Genomic DNA, 14,269 nt, shown 5'->3' with positions numbered 1-14,269 from the left:
TTATAAAGAACTCAATGCGGCTGGTCTACAGCTGCTGCCGGGTGCGTTGCTAACCTGCGTCTCTACTTACTTTTCAGGAGTTCGCATGAGCAACTTGTCCCAGGCACGCAGCCGACGCAAATTGCATCCCGCCGCCACGCCTTACGTTTTTGCCTTTTACATGTCGTCGATCATGGCGCTATTGATGTGTTTCGTGATCACGGCAGCGAATGCGGGGGTCAACCCTGAGTACCTTGGCAACGTGCTGAAGGCTTACCAGTTGGCGATGCCTGTGGCGTTCGTTTGTGTATTGATGGTCAGGCCGGTGGTTGTGCGGTTGGTGGCGATTACTGTGCATGCAAAGTGAAGTAACCCCAAAGCCCAGGCAAGCCCCCTGCTCTTGCTCTTGCTCTTGCTCTTGCTCTTGCTCTTGCTCTTGCTCTTGATCTTGCTCTTGCTCTTGATCTTGCTCTTGATCTTGATCTTGATCTTGATCTTGCTCTTGATCTTGATCTTGATCTTGATCTTGATCTTGATCTTGATCTTGATCTTGATCTTCGCGACTTCAGGAGGCCGAGCAGAGGTCTTGCGGAGGGAGGTGACGGGCATGGATGCCCGTCAAGCGCTGAGGCCCCATGGATGGGGCCTGCAGCGCGTCCTCCCGGGAGCAAGACCGGCGCGAGGGAACCCCGGAGCGCAGCGCAGGGGCCGGATGATGGGAGCGCAGCGTTTTTTGGTTACTTTTTGCCGCGTTTGGCAAAAAGTGACTCGCCGTAAGGGCGAAAAGGTGAGTATGCGTCGCCATCGTAAATGGACTATGCGCGATATCAAGACCAGTACTTTTCCGCTCTTCGCTCTTCGCTCTTCGCTCTTCGCTCTTCGCTTTCAAGCGTGGGCATCAACAACAAGGTCAACATTCATTTTCGAAGGTGGCGCTTAATCACCTTTCCGCCCTTACGGCGGGTCACTTTTTGTCAAACGCGACAAAAAGTAACCAAAAAACGCTGGCTCCTATCATCCGGCCCCTACGCTGCGCTCCGGGGTCCCCTCGCTACGGGCCTGCTCCCGGGAGTACGCGCTGCAGGCCCCATCCATGGGGCCTCAGCGCTTGACGGGCATCCATGCCCGTCACCTCCCTCCGCAGTCCCTTCGCTCGGCCTCCTGAAGTCGCAATCGGCGGTGCCTGAACTATCGCGCGCTTAAAAGCAAAAGCAAGAGCAAGAGCAAGAGCAAGAGCTGCTAGGTTATGGCTGGGAGGCAATGGCCTTTTCGATGGCTGCCCGGAACGCTGGATCATCCGGCTTGGTCAGGCTGGAGAAGTTACCTATCACCTTGCCTTTACGGTCCACCACGTACTTGTAGAAATTCCACTTCGGCGCACTGCTCTGGCTGGCAAGCTCCGCGAACAGCGGTATCGCATCCGCGCCCCGAACCGCCTGTGTCTTGGTCATGGTAAAGGTGACGCCATAGTTGGCATAACAAACCTTGGCAGTCTTCTCGCTGTCGGCGTCCTCCTGCTTGAAGTCATTGGACGGCACGCCAAGCATTTCCAAGCCTTGCCCGTGATATTCCTTGTAGGTCGCCTCAAGCCCCTCGAACTGCGGCGCGAAACCGCAGTAACTGGCTGTATTCACCACCACCAAGGGCTTGCCGGCAAAGCGCTCGCACAGGTCCACCTGCCCCTTGCCCCGCAACTCTGGCAGGCTACCCTGCAACAACGCCGGGCAATCGGCAGCCCAGCTCGATGCGCCGGCAAGCAGGGCCAGCACCGGCACCGTCAACCAATGTGCACGCATGACTCGTTTCTCCCGCAAGACAATCCTTGAACTTGCAGGGTAGCGCCTAACAAACACTCATGCCCAGTTGCATCAACGCCATCCCGCCCTTGTGCCAGCCCCACCACACCAGCGCCAGCAACGACAGGGCGGCGAGGGCCAGTAGCCCTCGAGCCAGGTAGCGGTTCATGCGGCCTGGGCCTGCAGGCGGGCGACCGGGCGTTCGCGCACGGGCCAATTGAGGGCGGCAGCCAGCAGGCTGAGCAGGATGGAAATCTGCCAGACCAGGTCGTAGCTGCCGGTGCGGTCATACACCACCCCGCCCAACCAACCGCCCAGGAAGGCACCCAGCTGGTGGAACAGGAAGACGATACCGCCAAGCATGGACAAGTTGCGCACGCCGAATACGGTAGCCACGGTGCCGTTGGTCAACGGCACCGTGGACAACCACAGCAGGCCCATGGCGATGCCGAACAGATAAGCACTGAATTCGGTCACCGGCGCCCAGAGGAACAGCACGATCACTACCGCACGCAGTAGGTACAGCCCGGTCAGCAGGCGCGGCTTGGACATGCGCCCGCCCAGCCAGCCGGCAGTGAAGGTACCGACGATATTGAAAAGGCCTACCAGCGCCAGCACCGTGGTGCCGGTAGTCGCGGCAAGATGCTGGTCGACCAGGTAGGCCGGCAGATGCACGCCAATGAACACCACCTGGAAACCACAAACGAAAAAGCCCAGCGCCAGCAACCAGAAGCCGGAGTGCGAGCAAGCCTCGCGCAAAGCCTGGCTCAGGGTCTGTTCGGCTCCATGAGTGGGCAGAGGCCGGTCGCGCAGCAGGCCGACGAAAGGCACGATCAGCGCCACCATCAGGCCCAGGACCAGCAACGCTGCGGACCAGCCCAGCCACTGGATAAGGCCGAGCGTGCCCGGCAACATTGCGAACTGGCCAAAAGAACCAGCAGCACTGGCAATGCCCATGGCCATGCTGCGCTTTTCCGCCGGCACGGCACGCCCGACCACGCCGAGGATGACCGAGAACGAGGTGCCGGACAGACCGATACCGATCAACAAGCCGGCACTCAGCGACAACGACCAGGCCGAGTCGGCCATACCCATCAGCACCAACCCGGCAGCGTAGAGAATACCGCCAATGATCACCACCCGCGCCGCGCCCATGCGGTCAGCCAGGGCGCCGGCGAACGGTTGCGCCAGGCCCCAGATCAGGTTCTGCAAGGCGATGGCGAAGGCAAACACCTCACGCCCCCAGCCGAAGTCCGCGCTCATAGGCGCCAGGAACAGGCCGAAGCCGTGCCGCACACCCAGGGATAGCGCCAGGATCAGCGCTGCCCCCACCAATACCCACCCGCTGGTTCGCCACACCGAAGTCATTGTCGTTATCTCCAGCACATCGCAAGGTTTTACGGGTATATACCCGCTTATAGTCGTACCAATTTCAAGCCAGCTGATTCAGCAAACGGACCAGTTCATCCCGCTGCCCTGCCCCCAGCCGCTCCACCAACTCTGCCTGTGCCTGTTCCCAGGCCGGATGGGCCGCGTGCAGCAATTGGGTACCGGCCTCGGTCAGCAGCACCACGCGGTTGCGTTGGTCGTCACCATCGGCCAAGGCCACCAGCCCTTCAGCCTCCAGCACCCGCAGGTTGCGGCCCAGGGTACTGCGCTCCAGGCCCATGGCCTCCGCCAGGGTGGTGATACTGGGACGATCGAGCCGCTGCAGATGACGCAACAGGGAAAACTGGGCGACATTGACCCCAAAGCTGGCAAGGGCCTCGTCGTAATGCCGGCTCACCCCACGGGCGGCGCGACGCAGATGGGTGCAGATGCATTCACTGGTCAACATGGATACGTGTATATACCCGCATCATGTGTATTGCAAGAGTTTTCACGACTGCCAGACACCTCAGCCTGGGTTCAGCCGCTTGCGAATCGGCTCGAACTCCACCGTGGCCTTGCGCGGTAGCGGGTCTGGAGCGCCCTGCTCGATTGCCTGCCAATAGCGCCACGGCACCTTGGTCGAGCCCAGCTCATAGTCCATGCCATCCCAGTTGTCTTCACGGAAGCTGTAGAAGGCCCAGTGCAACTGGTGGCGATCCAGCACGCTGAGCACGTCTTCCAGGTATTGCCGGCAGCCCGGCAGCCTGCGCATGCAGCCGAACTCTCCCACCACCAACCGAGAGCGGGGCACGTTCATGGCCGCGGCCCAATCCAGCGGCTGGCGCAGGTATTGCGCCACACGCTGGCCATCCCACTGCTGCGTCTGGCCCGCAAACGGTGCCGGGCCGGGATAGGCGATGGGTTGCTTGCGCGTCATGTTCGGTGCACTGGTCACCAGATAGGGCTCGTACATGTGCACGCTGTACAGCACCCGCTGGTCTTCCAGGGGAGCCGGCCAGTAACCGAAGGCGTCGGCGGCGGCGAACCAGCCGGCATCGAGCATGACCGGCGTGTCCGCGTCCTCCTCGCGAATAGCCGCTATCAACTGCCGATACAGGGCCGGCAGATCACGCGCAGTGCCCTGCTGCCCTGCATACCACTGCTGCATTTGCCCAGGGTTGGCATGCTCGGCCAGGCCACCGTGCTTCTCCGGGGCGGGCTCGTTGACCAGGTTGTAGGCGGCGATGGCCGGGTGACCTTTCAGCTCACGGGCCAGATCCCGCCAGAAGGCCGCAGACTGCAACCAGTAGCGTTTGTCCTGCCAGAGGCGGTCGTCGAACTGGCCCTGGTTGTTTTGCGACCAGCGCATACCGGGTAACGAGAGCGGTGAGATGACCACCTTGAGGCCGGCCTGGTGGGCGCGGTCGAGGGTAGCTCGCAGCGTGGCCAGGTCGGCGGCAGGCAGGCCTTGGTAGGCATCGGCATCGCCGATGAGGAAATCGCGTTCCGCCGGCTGCCATTTGTCGTAGGACAGCCGCACCCAGGTCGCGCCATAACCGCTCAAGGCGTCGAAGTAGGCTTGGTCAGGTGGCAGCCGGTTGAAGCTGTTGCCACCGTGGCGGGGGGTGTTCCAGAAAGCCATGAGATCGGCTGCCACGGCGGCAGGCCCCATGGCCAACAAAAACGCAGCAAGAATGACATGACGCATGGTGCCGACACTCCTCGACAGTTTGCGGGAGGGGCAAGCATACGCCATTGAAAAGATGCCGGTTCTTGCTGAGTTTTTTCAGGAATTTACCGACACGTTAGGCTCAGAAACGCCCTACAGACACATCTGATTGCGCTCCTGCAGGGCCCAGAGCAAGGCTCAGAGGCCCAACGCCAACCCCAGCACCACGGCCAGTTCGAGCAACTCCAGCATTGCACCAGCGGTATCGCCGGTAGTCCCGCCCAGGCGCCGGCACATCAGTTGTCGCAACCAGGCAAACACCGCCAACGCCAGTACCATGACCCACCCGCCCAGGACCAGGCAAAAAAGCACACAGCCCAGCAGCACCCAGCCGGCCGCATGCCGGGGCAGGTGCTCGGCCAGCGCCTGCCCCAAACCGCCCTGCCGTACATATGGCGTACTCAGGAACAGCCCGAGCATCGCCGCCCGCCCGATCAACGGTGCCAGTAGCAACTGTGCGCCAATGCCCTGCTCGACCAGCACCCACAAAGCGCAGAACTTCAGCAACAGCACCAGCACCAGGGTGACCACGGCAATCGGCCCGCTACGTGGGTCCTTCATGATCAGCAAGGTGCGTTCGCGGTCACCGAAACCGCCAAGCCAAGCGTCGGCGCTGTCCGCCAGGCCATCCAGGTGCAAGGCGCCACTGAGCAACACCCACAACGTGAGCAGCAGGGCCGCGTGCAGCGGCGCAGGCGTGCCCTGCAGCAGGTAGCTGGCCAGCCACAGCAACAGGCCGAACAGCAACCCGACCAGCGGGTAGCAGAGCAGCGAGCGCCCCACCTCACGCGGCGCCGGCATGCCCGGCAGACTCACCGGCAGGCTGCTGAGAAACTGCAAGGCAATCCACAACGGCAACATGTCAGCGCCCCTCGACCCACTGGCCGTCGTCACCCGGCACCAATCGCATTAGCGCAGCGTGGCCGACTTCGACCTGCAGCAACTGCGCCCTTGGCAAACCACGGGCACGGGCCAGCAGCAGCCGCATCACGCCGCCATGGGTGACCAGCAGCACACGCTTGCCAGCATGCTGCTGGCTCAAGCGCTCGACAGCCGCCAGTACTCGCTCGGCGAACGCCTCAACCGGCTCGCCATTGGGCGGTGTAAACGCGTAAGGGTCCGCCCAGAAGCGCCCCAGCGCGTCCGCCTGGTCTTCCATGATCTGCGCGGCACTACGGCCCTCCCAGTCGCCAAAATGCAGCTCCTGCAATGCCGCTTCGCGCTGCACAGGCAGGTTCAGCCGCTCGCCCAGTTCCTCGGCAAAACGGGCACAGCGCTGCAGCGGCGAACTGACCAGCACCTCCCACGGGCCGGCTTCGGCCACGGCTTGACGCATCTGCGCCCAGCCCTTGTCGGTCAAGGCATCATCAAGGCTGCCACGCAAGCCGCCCTGTTCGGTTTCGCCATGGCGTAGCAGGTCGAGAATCATGCCGGGCGGTCCGCCACAGCAGCCTCGGCAAAGGTCGCCATCTGCCCGTGCAACGCACAGGCCAGGCGCAACAGCGGCACGGCCAGGGCAGCCCCACTGCCCTCGCCCAGGCGCAGTCCCAAGGCCAGCAACGGCTCGGCCTGCAAGGCGTCGAGCAAGGCTTTGTGCCCAGGCTCTGCGCCTTGGTGGGCGAAAAGCAACCAGGCCCGACACTGCGGGTTGAGGCGCACCGCCAGCAGCGCGGCGACACTGCAGATGAAGCCGTCCACCAGTACCGCGATACCCGCCTGCGCGCAGCCAATGTAGGCACCGGCCAAGGCCGCGATCTCGAAACCACCGACACAGCCCAGTGCCTGCAATGGATCGTTGGCGCTAAGGCCATGCAGGCTCAACGCACGCTCGATGACCTCGGCCTTGTGCCGCACCCCGGCGTGGTCCAGGCCGGTACCCGGACCACTCAATTCAGCCGGCGGGCAGCCGAGCAACACGCTGGCCAGGGCAGCGGCAGCCGTGGTGTTGCCAATACCCATCTCGCCCCCGATGAACAGCTGCGCGCCCTGTTCGGCGGCGCGCAGGGCACTATCGCGACCGGCCTGCAGGGCGGCCTGCAGCTGGCCCTCGGTCATCGCCGGCTGGCGGGCGAAGTTGGCGGTACCGGCGCCAAGGCGCAGGTGGCGCACGCCAGGCAGTTCCAGGTGGGGGTCGATGGTGCCCAGGTCGACCACTTCCAGACTCGCCTGCAGCTGGCGCGCCAGCACGCTGATTGCCGCGCCACCACCGACGAAGTTGCGCAGCATCTGCCCGGTCACCGCTTGCGGGTAGGCCGAGATGCCTTCCTCGACCACGCCGTGGTCACCGGCAAAAATGCTGATTGCGGCGTTATCCAAGGTCGGCCGTTCACACCCCTGCAGGCCGGCCAGCTGAATGGCCAATCCTTCCAGTTGGCCTAGCGAACCGGCAGGTTTGGTCAGCTGCTGCTGACGGGCGCGGGCCTGGTCCATGGCGGCGTTGTCGAGAGGTTGGCAGGCGTCACGCCACCAGGCTTGGGTCATAGTGCAGGTCCTTTGAGCATTAGGGGCAGGCCGGCCACAGTCAGCACCACGCGCTGACAGCGTTCGGCCACGGCCTGGTGCAACCAGCCGGCCAGGTCGACATAGCGACGAGTCAGCTCGCCCATGGGCACGACGCCCAGGCCGGTTTCATTACTGACCAGGATGACCGTGCCCGGCAACTGTTCCAGGCAGGCCAGCAGCGCATCACGCTCCTCGGCCAGGCGCTGGTCGTCTTCGAGCATCAGCAGGTTGGTCAGCCACAGGGTCAGGCAATCCACCAGCAGGCAGCGCCCTTCGGCTGCTTCGGCGCGCAGTACCGCGGCCAGGGCCAGGGGTTCCTCGATCAACCCCCAGTCATCGGGGCGACGCTGGCGATGCAGCAGCACGCGTTCGTTCATTTCACCATCCAGCGGCTGGCTGGTGGCGATGTAGGTCACCGGCAGGCCACTGGCGCTGGCCAGCTGTTCGGCCAGGCGGCTCTTGCCCGAGCGGGCGCCGCCGAGGATCAGGTTGAGCATGTCAGGCCACCCCACAGAGCTGGCGCAGGCGCGCGGTGTCCAGGTGCTTTTCCACCAGGTCGGCCAGGCGCTCGATATCGCGTTCGCGCAGGGCCTGGTAATCGACGGCCTGCACATCATCCAGCCCAGCCCAGCGCAGCAGCGCCGCGCACGACTGGCTGCCTTCAAACAGGCCGTGCAGGTAGGTGACAAGTATCTGGCCATCAGCGCTGACAGCACCATCGCAACGGCCATCGGCAAGTTGCACGGCTGGCTGCTCCAGGGCAGGCCCTGTGGTGACGCCGGCATGGATTTCATAACCGGCAACCGGGACTGCTTCCAGGTTCAGCGTGCCGGCAATGTTGCGCAGTTGCTTCTCAGCTTCGAGCACCGTGGCGTAATCGAGCAGGCCAAGCCCCGGGCTGGAGCCGGCGGCCCCTTCGAGACCAAGCGGGTCATGCACTTCGCGGCCCAGCATCTGCAGGCCGCCGCAGATCCCGATCAGCTTGCCGCCATAGCGCAGGTGCCGGTCGATGGCCTTGTCCCAACCGCGCTCACGCAGTTGCGCCAGGTCGCCGCGCACACTCTTGGAACCCGGCAGGATGATCAGGTCGGCGGCCGGGATCGGCTGGCCCGCGCCGATGAACTGCAGGTCCACCTGGGGGTGCAGGCGCAGTGGGTCGAAGTCGGTGTGGTTGCTGATACGCGGCAGCACCGGGACGATCACCTTGAGCACGCGCTCGGCCTTTGCCCCCTGGCGTGCATCGATGCCGTCTTCGGCTTCCAGATGCAGGTCGTTTACATACGGCAGCACGCCCAGTACCGGTTTGCCGGTGCGCTGTTCCAGCCAGTCCAGTCCCGGCTGCAGCAAGGCGATGTCGCCGCGGAAGCGGTTTATGACAAAGCCCTTTACCCGCGCCTGCTCACTGGGCGACAGCAGTTCCAGGGTGCCGACGAGATGGGCGAACACACCACCACGATTGATGTCGGCAACCAGGATCACCGGGCAGTCCACCGCTTCGGCAAAGCCCATGTTGGCAATGTCACCGGCACGCAGGTTGATCTCTGCCGGCGAGCCCGCGCCTTCGACCATGACCACCGGCCAGGCAGCACTCAGACGCTGGTGCGAAGCCAGCACCGCCTGCATGGCGATGGCCTTGTAGTCGTGGTAGGCCACCGCGTTCATGCTGGTGACGGCACGGCCATGGATGATCACCTGGGCGCCGGTGTCGCTGTTGGGCTTGAGCAGCACCGGGTTCATGTCGGTGTGTGGTTGCAGCCGGCAGGCCTGGGCCTGCACCGCCTGGGCCCGGCCGATTTCACCGCCATCGGCGGTCACCGCGCTGTTCAGCGCCATGTTCTGCGGCTTGAACGGCACCACGCCGACGCCCTGGCGCAACAGCCAGCGGCACAGTGCGGTCACCAGCGTGCTCTTGCCGGCGTCGGAGGTGGTGCCTTGCACCATGAGGGTGGTCATGCCGTTTCCTTCTGATAGGCCGCCAGGGCTTGGGCCAGGCGCTGTTCGTCCGCCGCACAGGCTGGCAGCCCCAGGCGTATCGCCTGCGGCTGCTCGAACAGCCGCACCAAGATGCCGCGGCGGGCGAGAAAGTCATGCAGTTGCGCAGCGTGCTCGCTGCGTACGTACTGGAACAGACCGCAACCACCGCTGGGCGCCAGGCCAGCGCTGCGCAACAGCATAACCAGCCGCTGGCTGGCGGCAGCGCAGCGTTCGACCTGCACACGCTGGGCGGCGTGGTCGGCCAGGCTGGCCTGGGCCAGCACCCGGGTCGGGCCGTTGACAGTCCACGGGCCGAGCAACTCGGCCAGGCGCTGCAGCAGGCTGCGTTCGGCGGCAACGAACCCCAGGCGCACGCCGGCCAGGCCGAAAAACTTGCCGAACGAGCGCAGCACGATCAGCCCCGGGCGCTCGGCACAATCGACCACGCTTTCTGCCGGGGTGTTGTCCATGAACGCTTCATCGACCAGCAGCCAGCCACCACGGGCGGCCAGGCGCATGTGCCAATCCAGCAGGCGTTCACGCGGCAACCGGCGGCCGGTAGGGTTGTTGGGGTTCACCAGCACCAGTACGTCGAGGCTGTCGAGCGTCGCCTCGACCTGCGCTTCATCCAGCTCCAGCAACTGGTGCCCCGCCCGTTGCCAGGCGTATGGATGCTCGGCATAGCATGGCGTCAACACCCCTACCCGGCCGGCTGCGCGCAACAGCGGCAAGGCCTGGATCGCGGCCTGGGAACCGGCCACCGCCAGCAATTGGCGGGCGCCGTAATACGCACGCGCGGCGTCCTCCAGGCCGTCCTCGGTCTCCGGCAGGCGCGCCCAGGCCTCCATGGGGATCGGTGGAATCGGGAAAGGCCATGGCGCAATGCCGCTGGACAGGTCGAGCCACTGCTCGCGGGCGATGCCGTATTGCCGTACCGCCCGCAGCAGGCGGCCTCCGTGTTCAAGCATTGATATAGGCCCCCAGGCAGATCACCAGCAGCCACAGCCATACGCCGCGCTGCACCAGGCCCCAGCCGCGCTCGATGGCGTCGGCGTCGGCCATTGGCCCGTCACCCAGGCGTGGCCGCTCATGCAGCTCGCCGTGGTACACCGCCGGGCCACCGAGTTCCACCCCTAACGCACCAGCACCGGCGGCCATCACCGGCCCGGCATTGGGGCTGTCCCACAGCGGGCCCTGCTTGCGCCAGCAGGCCAGGGCCAGGCGGGTCTTGCCCAGCAGCGCGTAGGTCAACGCCACCAGCCTGGCGGGAATATAGTTGAGCACATCATCGACACGCGCCGCACACCAGCCGAAGCGTTCGAAGCGCTCGTTGCGGTAGCCCCACATGGCGTCCAGGGTGTTGCTCAGGCGGTACAGCACCACGCCCGGCGCGCCGGCGACCACGAACCAGAACAGCGCGGCGAATACCGCATCGCTGCCATTCTCCAGCACCGACTCGGTGGCCGCCCGGGCAACCGCAGGTTCGTCCAGTTCGCGGGTTTCGCGGCTGACCAGGTAGCCCACACGGCGCCGCGCTTCTTGCAGGTCACCCTGGCGCAAGGCACTGGCCACCGGCAACACATGTTCGCCCAGGCTGCGCAGCCCGACGGCGCAGTACAGCGCCAGCACGTCGACCAGCCAGCCGATATACGGCAGCCAGGAGAGGATCAGTGCCACCAGAGTAAGCGGCACCACGGCCAGGAACCATGCGCTCACCCCATGGCTGCGCCAGCCGCGCCCACCGGCATTCAGGCGGCGTTCGAGGTTACTGGCCATGTTGCCGAAGGCTACCAGCGGATGGCGCCGCTGCGGTTCGCCCAGCAAGGCATCCAGGGCCACCCCGGCCACAGTCAGCAAGGCCACGCTCATTGGCGCTCTCCCCATTGGTTCTCAAAGAGCATTTCACTCAAGGGCCGTTCCTCGGCCCAGTTTTCCAGCACCAGCATCGGTGCCGGGTAGAACTCGGTCACCGGCCCCAGGCACAGCACCGCGACCGGCTTGGCCCCGGTTGGCATACCCAGCAGCGCCGCCAGCGCCTGCGGGTCGAACAGCGACACCCAACCCATGCCAAGGCCTTCGCCACGGGCTGCCAGCCAAAGGTTCTGGATGGCGCAGGCCAGCGAGGCCAGGTCCATTTCCGGCAGGGTGCGGCGGCCGAAGATATGCGGCTCGCGGTTGTCCATCAGGGCGGCCACCAGCAACTCGGCGCAGTCATTGATGCCTTCCACCTTCAGTTTCATGAAGGCGTCGGAGCGTTCGCCCAAGGCTTCGGCGGTACGCACCCGCTCTGCTTCCACCAACGCCTGGATGCGCGCACGCAAATCGCGCCGGGTGATGCGGATGAAACGCCAGGGCTGCATCAACCCGACGCTCGGCGCCTGGTGCGCGGCAGCCAACAGGCGGCCCAGCAGTTCCGGGGCTACCTCGCCACCGGCGAAATGGCGCATGTCACGGCGTTCACCGATGGCCCGATAGATCGCGGCGCGCTCGGCGTCGCTGTAGGCGTGTTCGCTCATGGTCGCAACAGCGCCGCCGCCGCATCAGGGTTGGAGGGAAAGTAGAAGTGCACGTAGGAAGCCGTCAGCCGACCCAGGCGGTACACCGCTTCGTTGCCGCGCCCGCCGTTGGGGCTCAGGCCACGTGCGATCGGCTCCAGTACGGTACTGGTCAACGAATGGTGATAGGTGTGACCGCGCAGGGTGCCTTCCGGCAGTTCCACCGCCTGCAGGGCCAAGGCAGCCAGGCGCTTCTGCATGGTCGCTTCGCCCGGCAGCAGGCCGAGCAGCTCGGCACGCTCGCCGGCCACGTCGGTCAGGGCATCAAGCAGGTACAGCATGCCGCCGCACTCTGCCAGCAACGGTTTGCCCTGGGCGTGATGGGCACGGATCGCCTCGCTCATCGGCGCGTTGGCAGCCAGGGCGTGGTGGTGCAGTTCGGGATAACCGCCCGGCAGATACAGGCTGTCCACTGCTGGTAGTTCGCGGTCATGCAGCGGCGAGAAAAACTCCAGCTGCGCGCCCAGGTTGCGCAGCAGGTCGAGGTTGGCGCCATAGGTGAAGGCAAAGGCCTCGTCCCGCGCCACGCCAATGCGCACACCGGTCAACGAGGCGACACTGGCTTGCGGCTCGGGTTCGGCAAAGGTCACTGGCGGCGGCAAGGCGGCATCGCAACTGGCGCCAAGCGCCTCGGCGGCGGCATCCAGGCGAGCGTCCAGGTCGTTCAGCTCGCTGGCCTGGACCAGCCCCAGGTGGCGGCTGGGTAGCTCTATACCGCGCTCGCGGGACAAGCCGCCATACCAGCGCAGGCCTTCGGTCAGGCTACCTTCCAGCAGTTGCGCGTGGCGCAGGCTGCCCACCCGGTTGGCCAACACACCGGCAAACGGCAGGTCCGCCTGGTAGCGTGCCAGGCCCAGGGCCAGCGCGCCGAAGGTCTGGGCCATGGCCGTGCCGTCGATCACCGCCAGCACCGGCACGCCGAAGTGGCGCGCCAGGTCGGCGCTGGACGGCGTGCCGTCGAACAGCCCCATCACCCCTTCGATCAGGATCAGGTCGGCCTCGCCGGCGGCTTCCCACAGCAGGCGGCGGCTTTCCTCGGCGCCGATCATCCACAGGTCGAGCTGGTACACCGGCGCGCCGCTGGCCCGTTCGAGGATCATCGGGTCGAGGAAGTCGGGCCCGCACTTGAACACCCGGACCTTGCGCCCGAGGTTGCGGTGCAGCCGGGCCAAGGCAGCGGTGACAGTGGTCTTGCCCTGGCCTGAGGCCGGCGCCGCGATCAGCACGGCAGGGCACTGGCGCGGCTGGCTCACAGTTCCACGCCCTTCTGTGCACGGATACCGGCCTGGAACGCGTGCTTGAGCATGCCCATTTCGGTCACGGTGTCGGCCAGCTCGATCATCTCGGGTTTCGCGGCACGGCCAGTGACGATCACATGCTGCATTGGTGGGCGGGCCTGGATGTCGGACAGCACCTGGTCAAGGTCGAGGTAGCCGTGCTTGAGGGCGATGTTCAGTTCATCGAGCACCACGAACTGCACGCTCGGGTCTTGCAGCAACTGGCGCGACACGGCCCAGGCGGCTTCGGCGGCGGCGATGTCGCGCTGGCGATCCTGGGTTTCCCAGGTAAAGCCCTCGCCCATCACGTGGTAGCGCACCTGCTCGGGGAAACGGCGGAAGAACAGCTCTTCGCCGGTGCTGTTGCGGCCTTTGATGAACTGCACCACACCGCATTGCATGCCATGGCCCAGTGCGCGCGCGAGCATACCGAAGGCCGAGCTGCTCTTGCCCTTGCCATTGCCGGTCAGTACCAGCAGCAGGCCGCATTCGTTGGGGGAATTGGCGATGCGTTCGTCGATGATCGCCTTCTTGCGCTGCATGCGCGCCAGGTGGCGTTCGTCGCGTTCGGTGGATTCGCTCATCAGGGTTCTCCGCTGGCTGGCGCCCGCGGCAACGCGCGGCGACAGATAAAAGGCGGGCAGACGGAGAACGCGCAGGGGCCGTGGCCGTAGGCAACGGTGCACCGCGCATCACCCTCCGTGATGCCGTTGGCAGTATCAGGCCGGTCTCCGGGCTTGTGAGCGGGCCTTGGCCCAGGCCTGCGCGCCTTCCCGGGTGCTTGCACCCAGTGGCCCTGCGCGGCCGCGACTCACCTACCGTTGCGGGGGCAGCGCCGGAATCGCGCCATGCTGGCACCCACCGGCTTCCCAGTTTCACCCTGCCCAGTCGGGGCTGGCAGGGCACCTGAAACACGCGCGAAGGTTAGAGGGTTGCACCGGGAGCGTCAATCGAAGCGGGCCGCTTTGCAGCCGAACAGGCTCCGCCTGGGTAATGGCCAATTCACCTTGTTGTGCCACACTGAATACAGTGATATCACATAGCCATCACTTTCAGCTGAACGCGATCACAACTACAACAGGAGAG

General features: G+C 65.1%; 17 protein-coding genes and 1 riboswitch. Of the genes, 1 reads left to right on the top strand and 16 read right to left on the bottom strand.

Features of this window, described 5'->3' with window-relative positions; all coding sequences use genetic code 11:
• Positions 1-85 precede the first annotated feature (85 nt).
• Positions 86-346 (top strand): DUF2798 domain-containing protein, encoded by a 261-nt coding sequence (locus E5221_RS06745; RefSeq protein ID WP_061303109.1) that lies wholly within the window; start codon positions 86-88, stop codon positions 344-346.
• Here the strand turns inward: E5221_RS06745 and E5221_RS06740 are convergent.
• The 16 genes from E5221_RS06740 to cobO form a co-directional block, all read right to left on the bottom strand.
• Positions 253-588 (bottom strand): hypothetical protein, encoded by a 336-nt coding sequence (locus E5221_RS06740; protein WP_247847025.1) that lies wholly within the window; start codon positions 586-588, stop codon positions 253-255. The genes E5221_RS06745 and E5221_RS06740 overlap by 94 nt on opposite strands.
• 635 nt (positions 589-1,223) lie before the next feature.
• Positions 1,224-1,775 (bottom strand): glutathione peroxidase, encoded by a 552-nt coding sequence (locus tag E5221_RS06735; RefSeq protein ID WP_182328615.1) that lies wholly within the window; start codon positions 1,773-1,775, stop codon positions 1,224-1,226.
• 46 nt (positions 1,776-1,821) lie between these two features.
• A complete protein-coding gene (locus E5221_RS28795) occupies positions 1,822-1,944 on the bottom strand; it encodes a hypothetical protein (RefSeq protein WP_013971388.1) in 123 nt (40 codons plus the stop codon).
• Positions 1,941-3,134 (bottom strand): MFS transporter, encoded by a 1,194-nt coding sequence (locus tag E5221_RS06730; protein WP_161551462.1) that lies wholly within the window; start codon positions 3,132-3,134, stop codon positions 1,941-1,943. The genes E5221_RS28795 and E5221_RS06730 overlap by 4 nt, the downstream gene beginning before the upstream one ends.
• A 73-nt stretch (positions 3,135-3,207) precedes the next feature.
• A complete protein-coding gene (locus E5221_RS06725) occupies positions 3,208-3,612 on the bottom strand; it encodes a MarR family winged helix-turn-helix transcriptional regulator (RefSeq protein ID WP_013971386.1) in 405 nt (134 codons plus the stop codon).
• A 60-nt stretch (positions 3,613-3,672) separates the two neighbouring features.
• Entirely contained in the window at positions 3,673-4,788 is a 1,116-nt protein-coding gene (locus tag E5221_RS06720; protein ID WP_247847726.1) for a cellulase family glycosylhydrolase, read from the bottom strand.
• Between the two features lie 225 nt (positions 4,789-5,013).
• The gene (locus E5221_RS06715; protein WP_061552261.1) at positions 5,014-5,736 is read right to left on the bottom strand and encodes an adenosylcobinamide-GDP ribazoletransferase; all 723 of its coding nucleotides are present in this window, start codon (positions 5,734-5,736) and stop codon (positions 5,014-5,016) included.
• 1 nt (position 5,737) lies between these two features.
• Positions 5,738-6,304, bottom strand: coding sequence for an alpha-ribazole phosphatase family protein (gene cobC, locus E5221_RS06710; protein WP_003257717.1), 567 nt, complete (start codon positions 6,302-6,304; stop codon positions 5,738-5,740).
• Positions 6,301-7,356 carry a nicotinate-nucleotide--dimethylbenzimidazole phosphoribosyltransferase gene (cobT, locus tag E5221_RS06705; RefSeq protein WP_182328617.1) on the bottom strand — a complete coding sequence of 352 codons (1,056 nt, stop codon included), beginning with the start codon at positions 7,354-7,356 and terminating at the stop codon, positions 6,301-6,303. Before cobT ends, cobC begins: the two co-directional genes overlap by 4 nt.
• Positions 7,353-7,874, bottom strand: coding sequence for a bifunctional adenosylcobinamide kinase/adenosylcobinamide-phosphate guanylyltransferase (cobU, locus tag E5221_RS06700; protein WP_013971381.1), 522 nt, complete (start codon positions 7,872-7,874; stop codon positions 7,353-7,355). Before cobU ends, cobT begins: the two co-directional genes overlap by 4 nt.
• Before the next feature lies 1 nt (position 7,875).
• On the bottom strand, positions 7,876-9,330 hold the full coding sequence (locus E5221_RS06695; protein WP_182328618.1) for a cobyric acid synthase: 1,455 nt from the start codon (positions 9,328-9,330) through the stop codon (positions 7,876-7,878).
• Positions 9,327-10,319: a threonine-phosphate decarboxylase CobD gene (cobD, locus tag E5221_RS06690; protein ID WP_182328619.1), complete on the bottom strand. Its 993-nt coding sequence runs from the start codon at positions 10,317-10,319 to the stop codon at positions 9,327-9,329. Before cobD ends, E5221_RS06695 begins: the two co-directional genes overlap by 4 nt.
• Positions 10,312-11,220, bottom strand: a complete 909-nt coding sequence (gene cbiB / locus E5221_RS06685; RefSeq protein ID WP_015269245.1) for an adenosylcobinamide-phosphate synthase CbiB — start codon at positions 11,218-11,220, stop codon at positions 10,312-10,314. Before cbiB ends, cobD begins: the two co-directional genes overlap by 8 nt.
• Complete coding sequence (gene bluB, locus E5221_RS06680) at positions 11,217-11,867, bottom strand: 5,6-dimethylbenzimidazole synthase (protein ID WP_039615363.1); 651 nt, start codon at positions 11,865-11,867, stop codon at positions 11,217-11,219. The genes cbiB and bluB overlap by 4 nt, the downstream gene beginning before the upstream one ends.
• On the bottom strand, positions 11,864-13,159 hold the full coding sequence (locus tag E5221_RS06675; protein WP_061552256.1) for a cobyrinate a,c-diamide synthase: 1,296 nt from the start codon (positions 13,157-13,159) through the stop codon (positions 11,864-11,866). Before E5221_RS06675 ends, bluB begins: the two co-directional genes overlap by 4 nt.
• Entirely contained in the window at positions 13,156-13,767 is a 612-nt protein-coding gene (gene cobO, locus E5221_RS06670) for a cob(I)yrinic acid a,c-diamide adenosyltransferase (protein WP_013971375.1), read from the bottom strand. Before cobO ends, E5221_RS06675 begins: the two co-directional genes overlap by 4 nt.
• 120 nt (positions 13,768-13,887) lie before the next feature.
• Positions 13,888-14,108: riboswitch (cobalamin riboswitch) on the bottom strand.
• Positions 14,109-14,269 lie beyond the last annotated feature (161 nt).

Source organism: Pseudomonas sp. A2, assembly GCF_023100865.1.
GTDB lineage: Bacteria > Pseudomonadota > Gammaproteobacteria > Pseudomonadales > Pseudomonadaceae > Aquipseudomonas > Aquipseudomonas asiatica.
Note: the sequence above shows the minus strand (reverse complement) of the source record. Positions and strands in the feature narration are given on the sequence as shown.

What these genes read in the sequence shown, in the direction of transcription:
- E5221_RS06735 (WP_182328615.1), bottom strand. Translation starts at nt 1,775, where the DNA reads ATGCGTGCACATTGGTTGACGGTGCCGGTGCTGGCCCTGCTTGCCGGC.
- E5221_RS06695 (WP_182328618.1), bottom strand. Translation starts at nt 9,330, where the DNA reads ATGACCACCCTCATGGTGCAAGGCACCACCTCCGACGCCGGCAAGAGC.
- cbiB (WP_015269245.1), bottom strand. Translation starts at nt 11,220, where the DNA reads ATGAGCGTGGCCTTGCTGACTGTGGCCGGGGTGGCCCTGGATGCCTTG.
- cobO (WP_013971375.1), bottom strand. Translation starts at nt 13,767, where the DNA reads ATGAGCGAATCCACCGAACGCGACGAACGCCACCTGGCGCGCATGCAG.
- cobD (WP_182328619.1), bottom strand. Translation starts at nt 10,319, where the DNA reads ATGCTTGAACACGGAGGCCGCCTGCTGCGGGCGGTACGGCAATACGGC.
- E5221_RS06745 (WP_061303109.1), top strand. Translation starts at nt 86, where the DNA reads ATGAGCAACTTGTCCCAGGCACGCAGCCGACGCAAATTGCATCCCGCC.
- E5221_RS06740 (WP_247847025.1), bottom strand. Translation starts at nt 588, where the DNA reads ATGCCCGTCACCTCCCTCCGCAAGACCTCTGCTCGGCCTCCTGAAGTC.
- E5221_RS28795 (WP_013971388.1), bottom strand. Translation starts at nt 1,944, where the DNA reads ATGAACCGCTACCTGGCTCGAGGGCTACTGGCCCTCGCCGCCCTGTCG.
- cobC (WP_003257717.1), bottom strand. Translation starts at nt 6,304, where the DNA reads ATGATTCTCGACCTGCTACGCCATGGCGAAACCGAACAGGGCGGCTTG.
- bluB (WP_039615363.1), bottom strand. Translation starts at nt 11,867, where the DNA reads ATGAGCGAACACGCCTACAGCGACGCCGAGCGCGCCGCGATCTATCGG.
- E5221_RS06720 (WP_247847726.1), bottom strand. Translation starts at nt 4,788, where the DNA reads ATGGCTTTCTGGAACACCCCCCGCCACGGTGGCAACAGCTTCAACCGG.
- cobU (WP_013971381.1), bottom strand. Translation starts at nt 7,874, where the DNA reads ATGCTCAACCTGATCCTCGGCGGCGCCCGCTCGGGCAAGAGCCGCCTG.
- E5221_RS06725 (WP_013971386.1), bottom strand. Translation starts at nt 3,612, where the DNA reads ATGTTGACCAGTGAATGCATCTGCACCCATCTGCGTCGCGCCGCCCGT.
- cobT (WP_182328617.1), bottom strand. Translation starts at nt 7,356, where the DNA reads ATGACCCAAGCCTGGTGGCGTGACGCCTGCCAACCTCTCGACAACGCC.
- E5221_RS06715 (WP_061552261.1), bottom strand. Translation starts at nt 5,736, where the DNA reads ATGTTGCCGTTGTGGATTGCCTTGCAGTTTCTCAGCAGCCTGCCGGTG.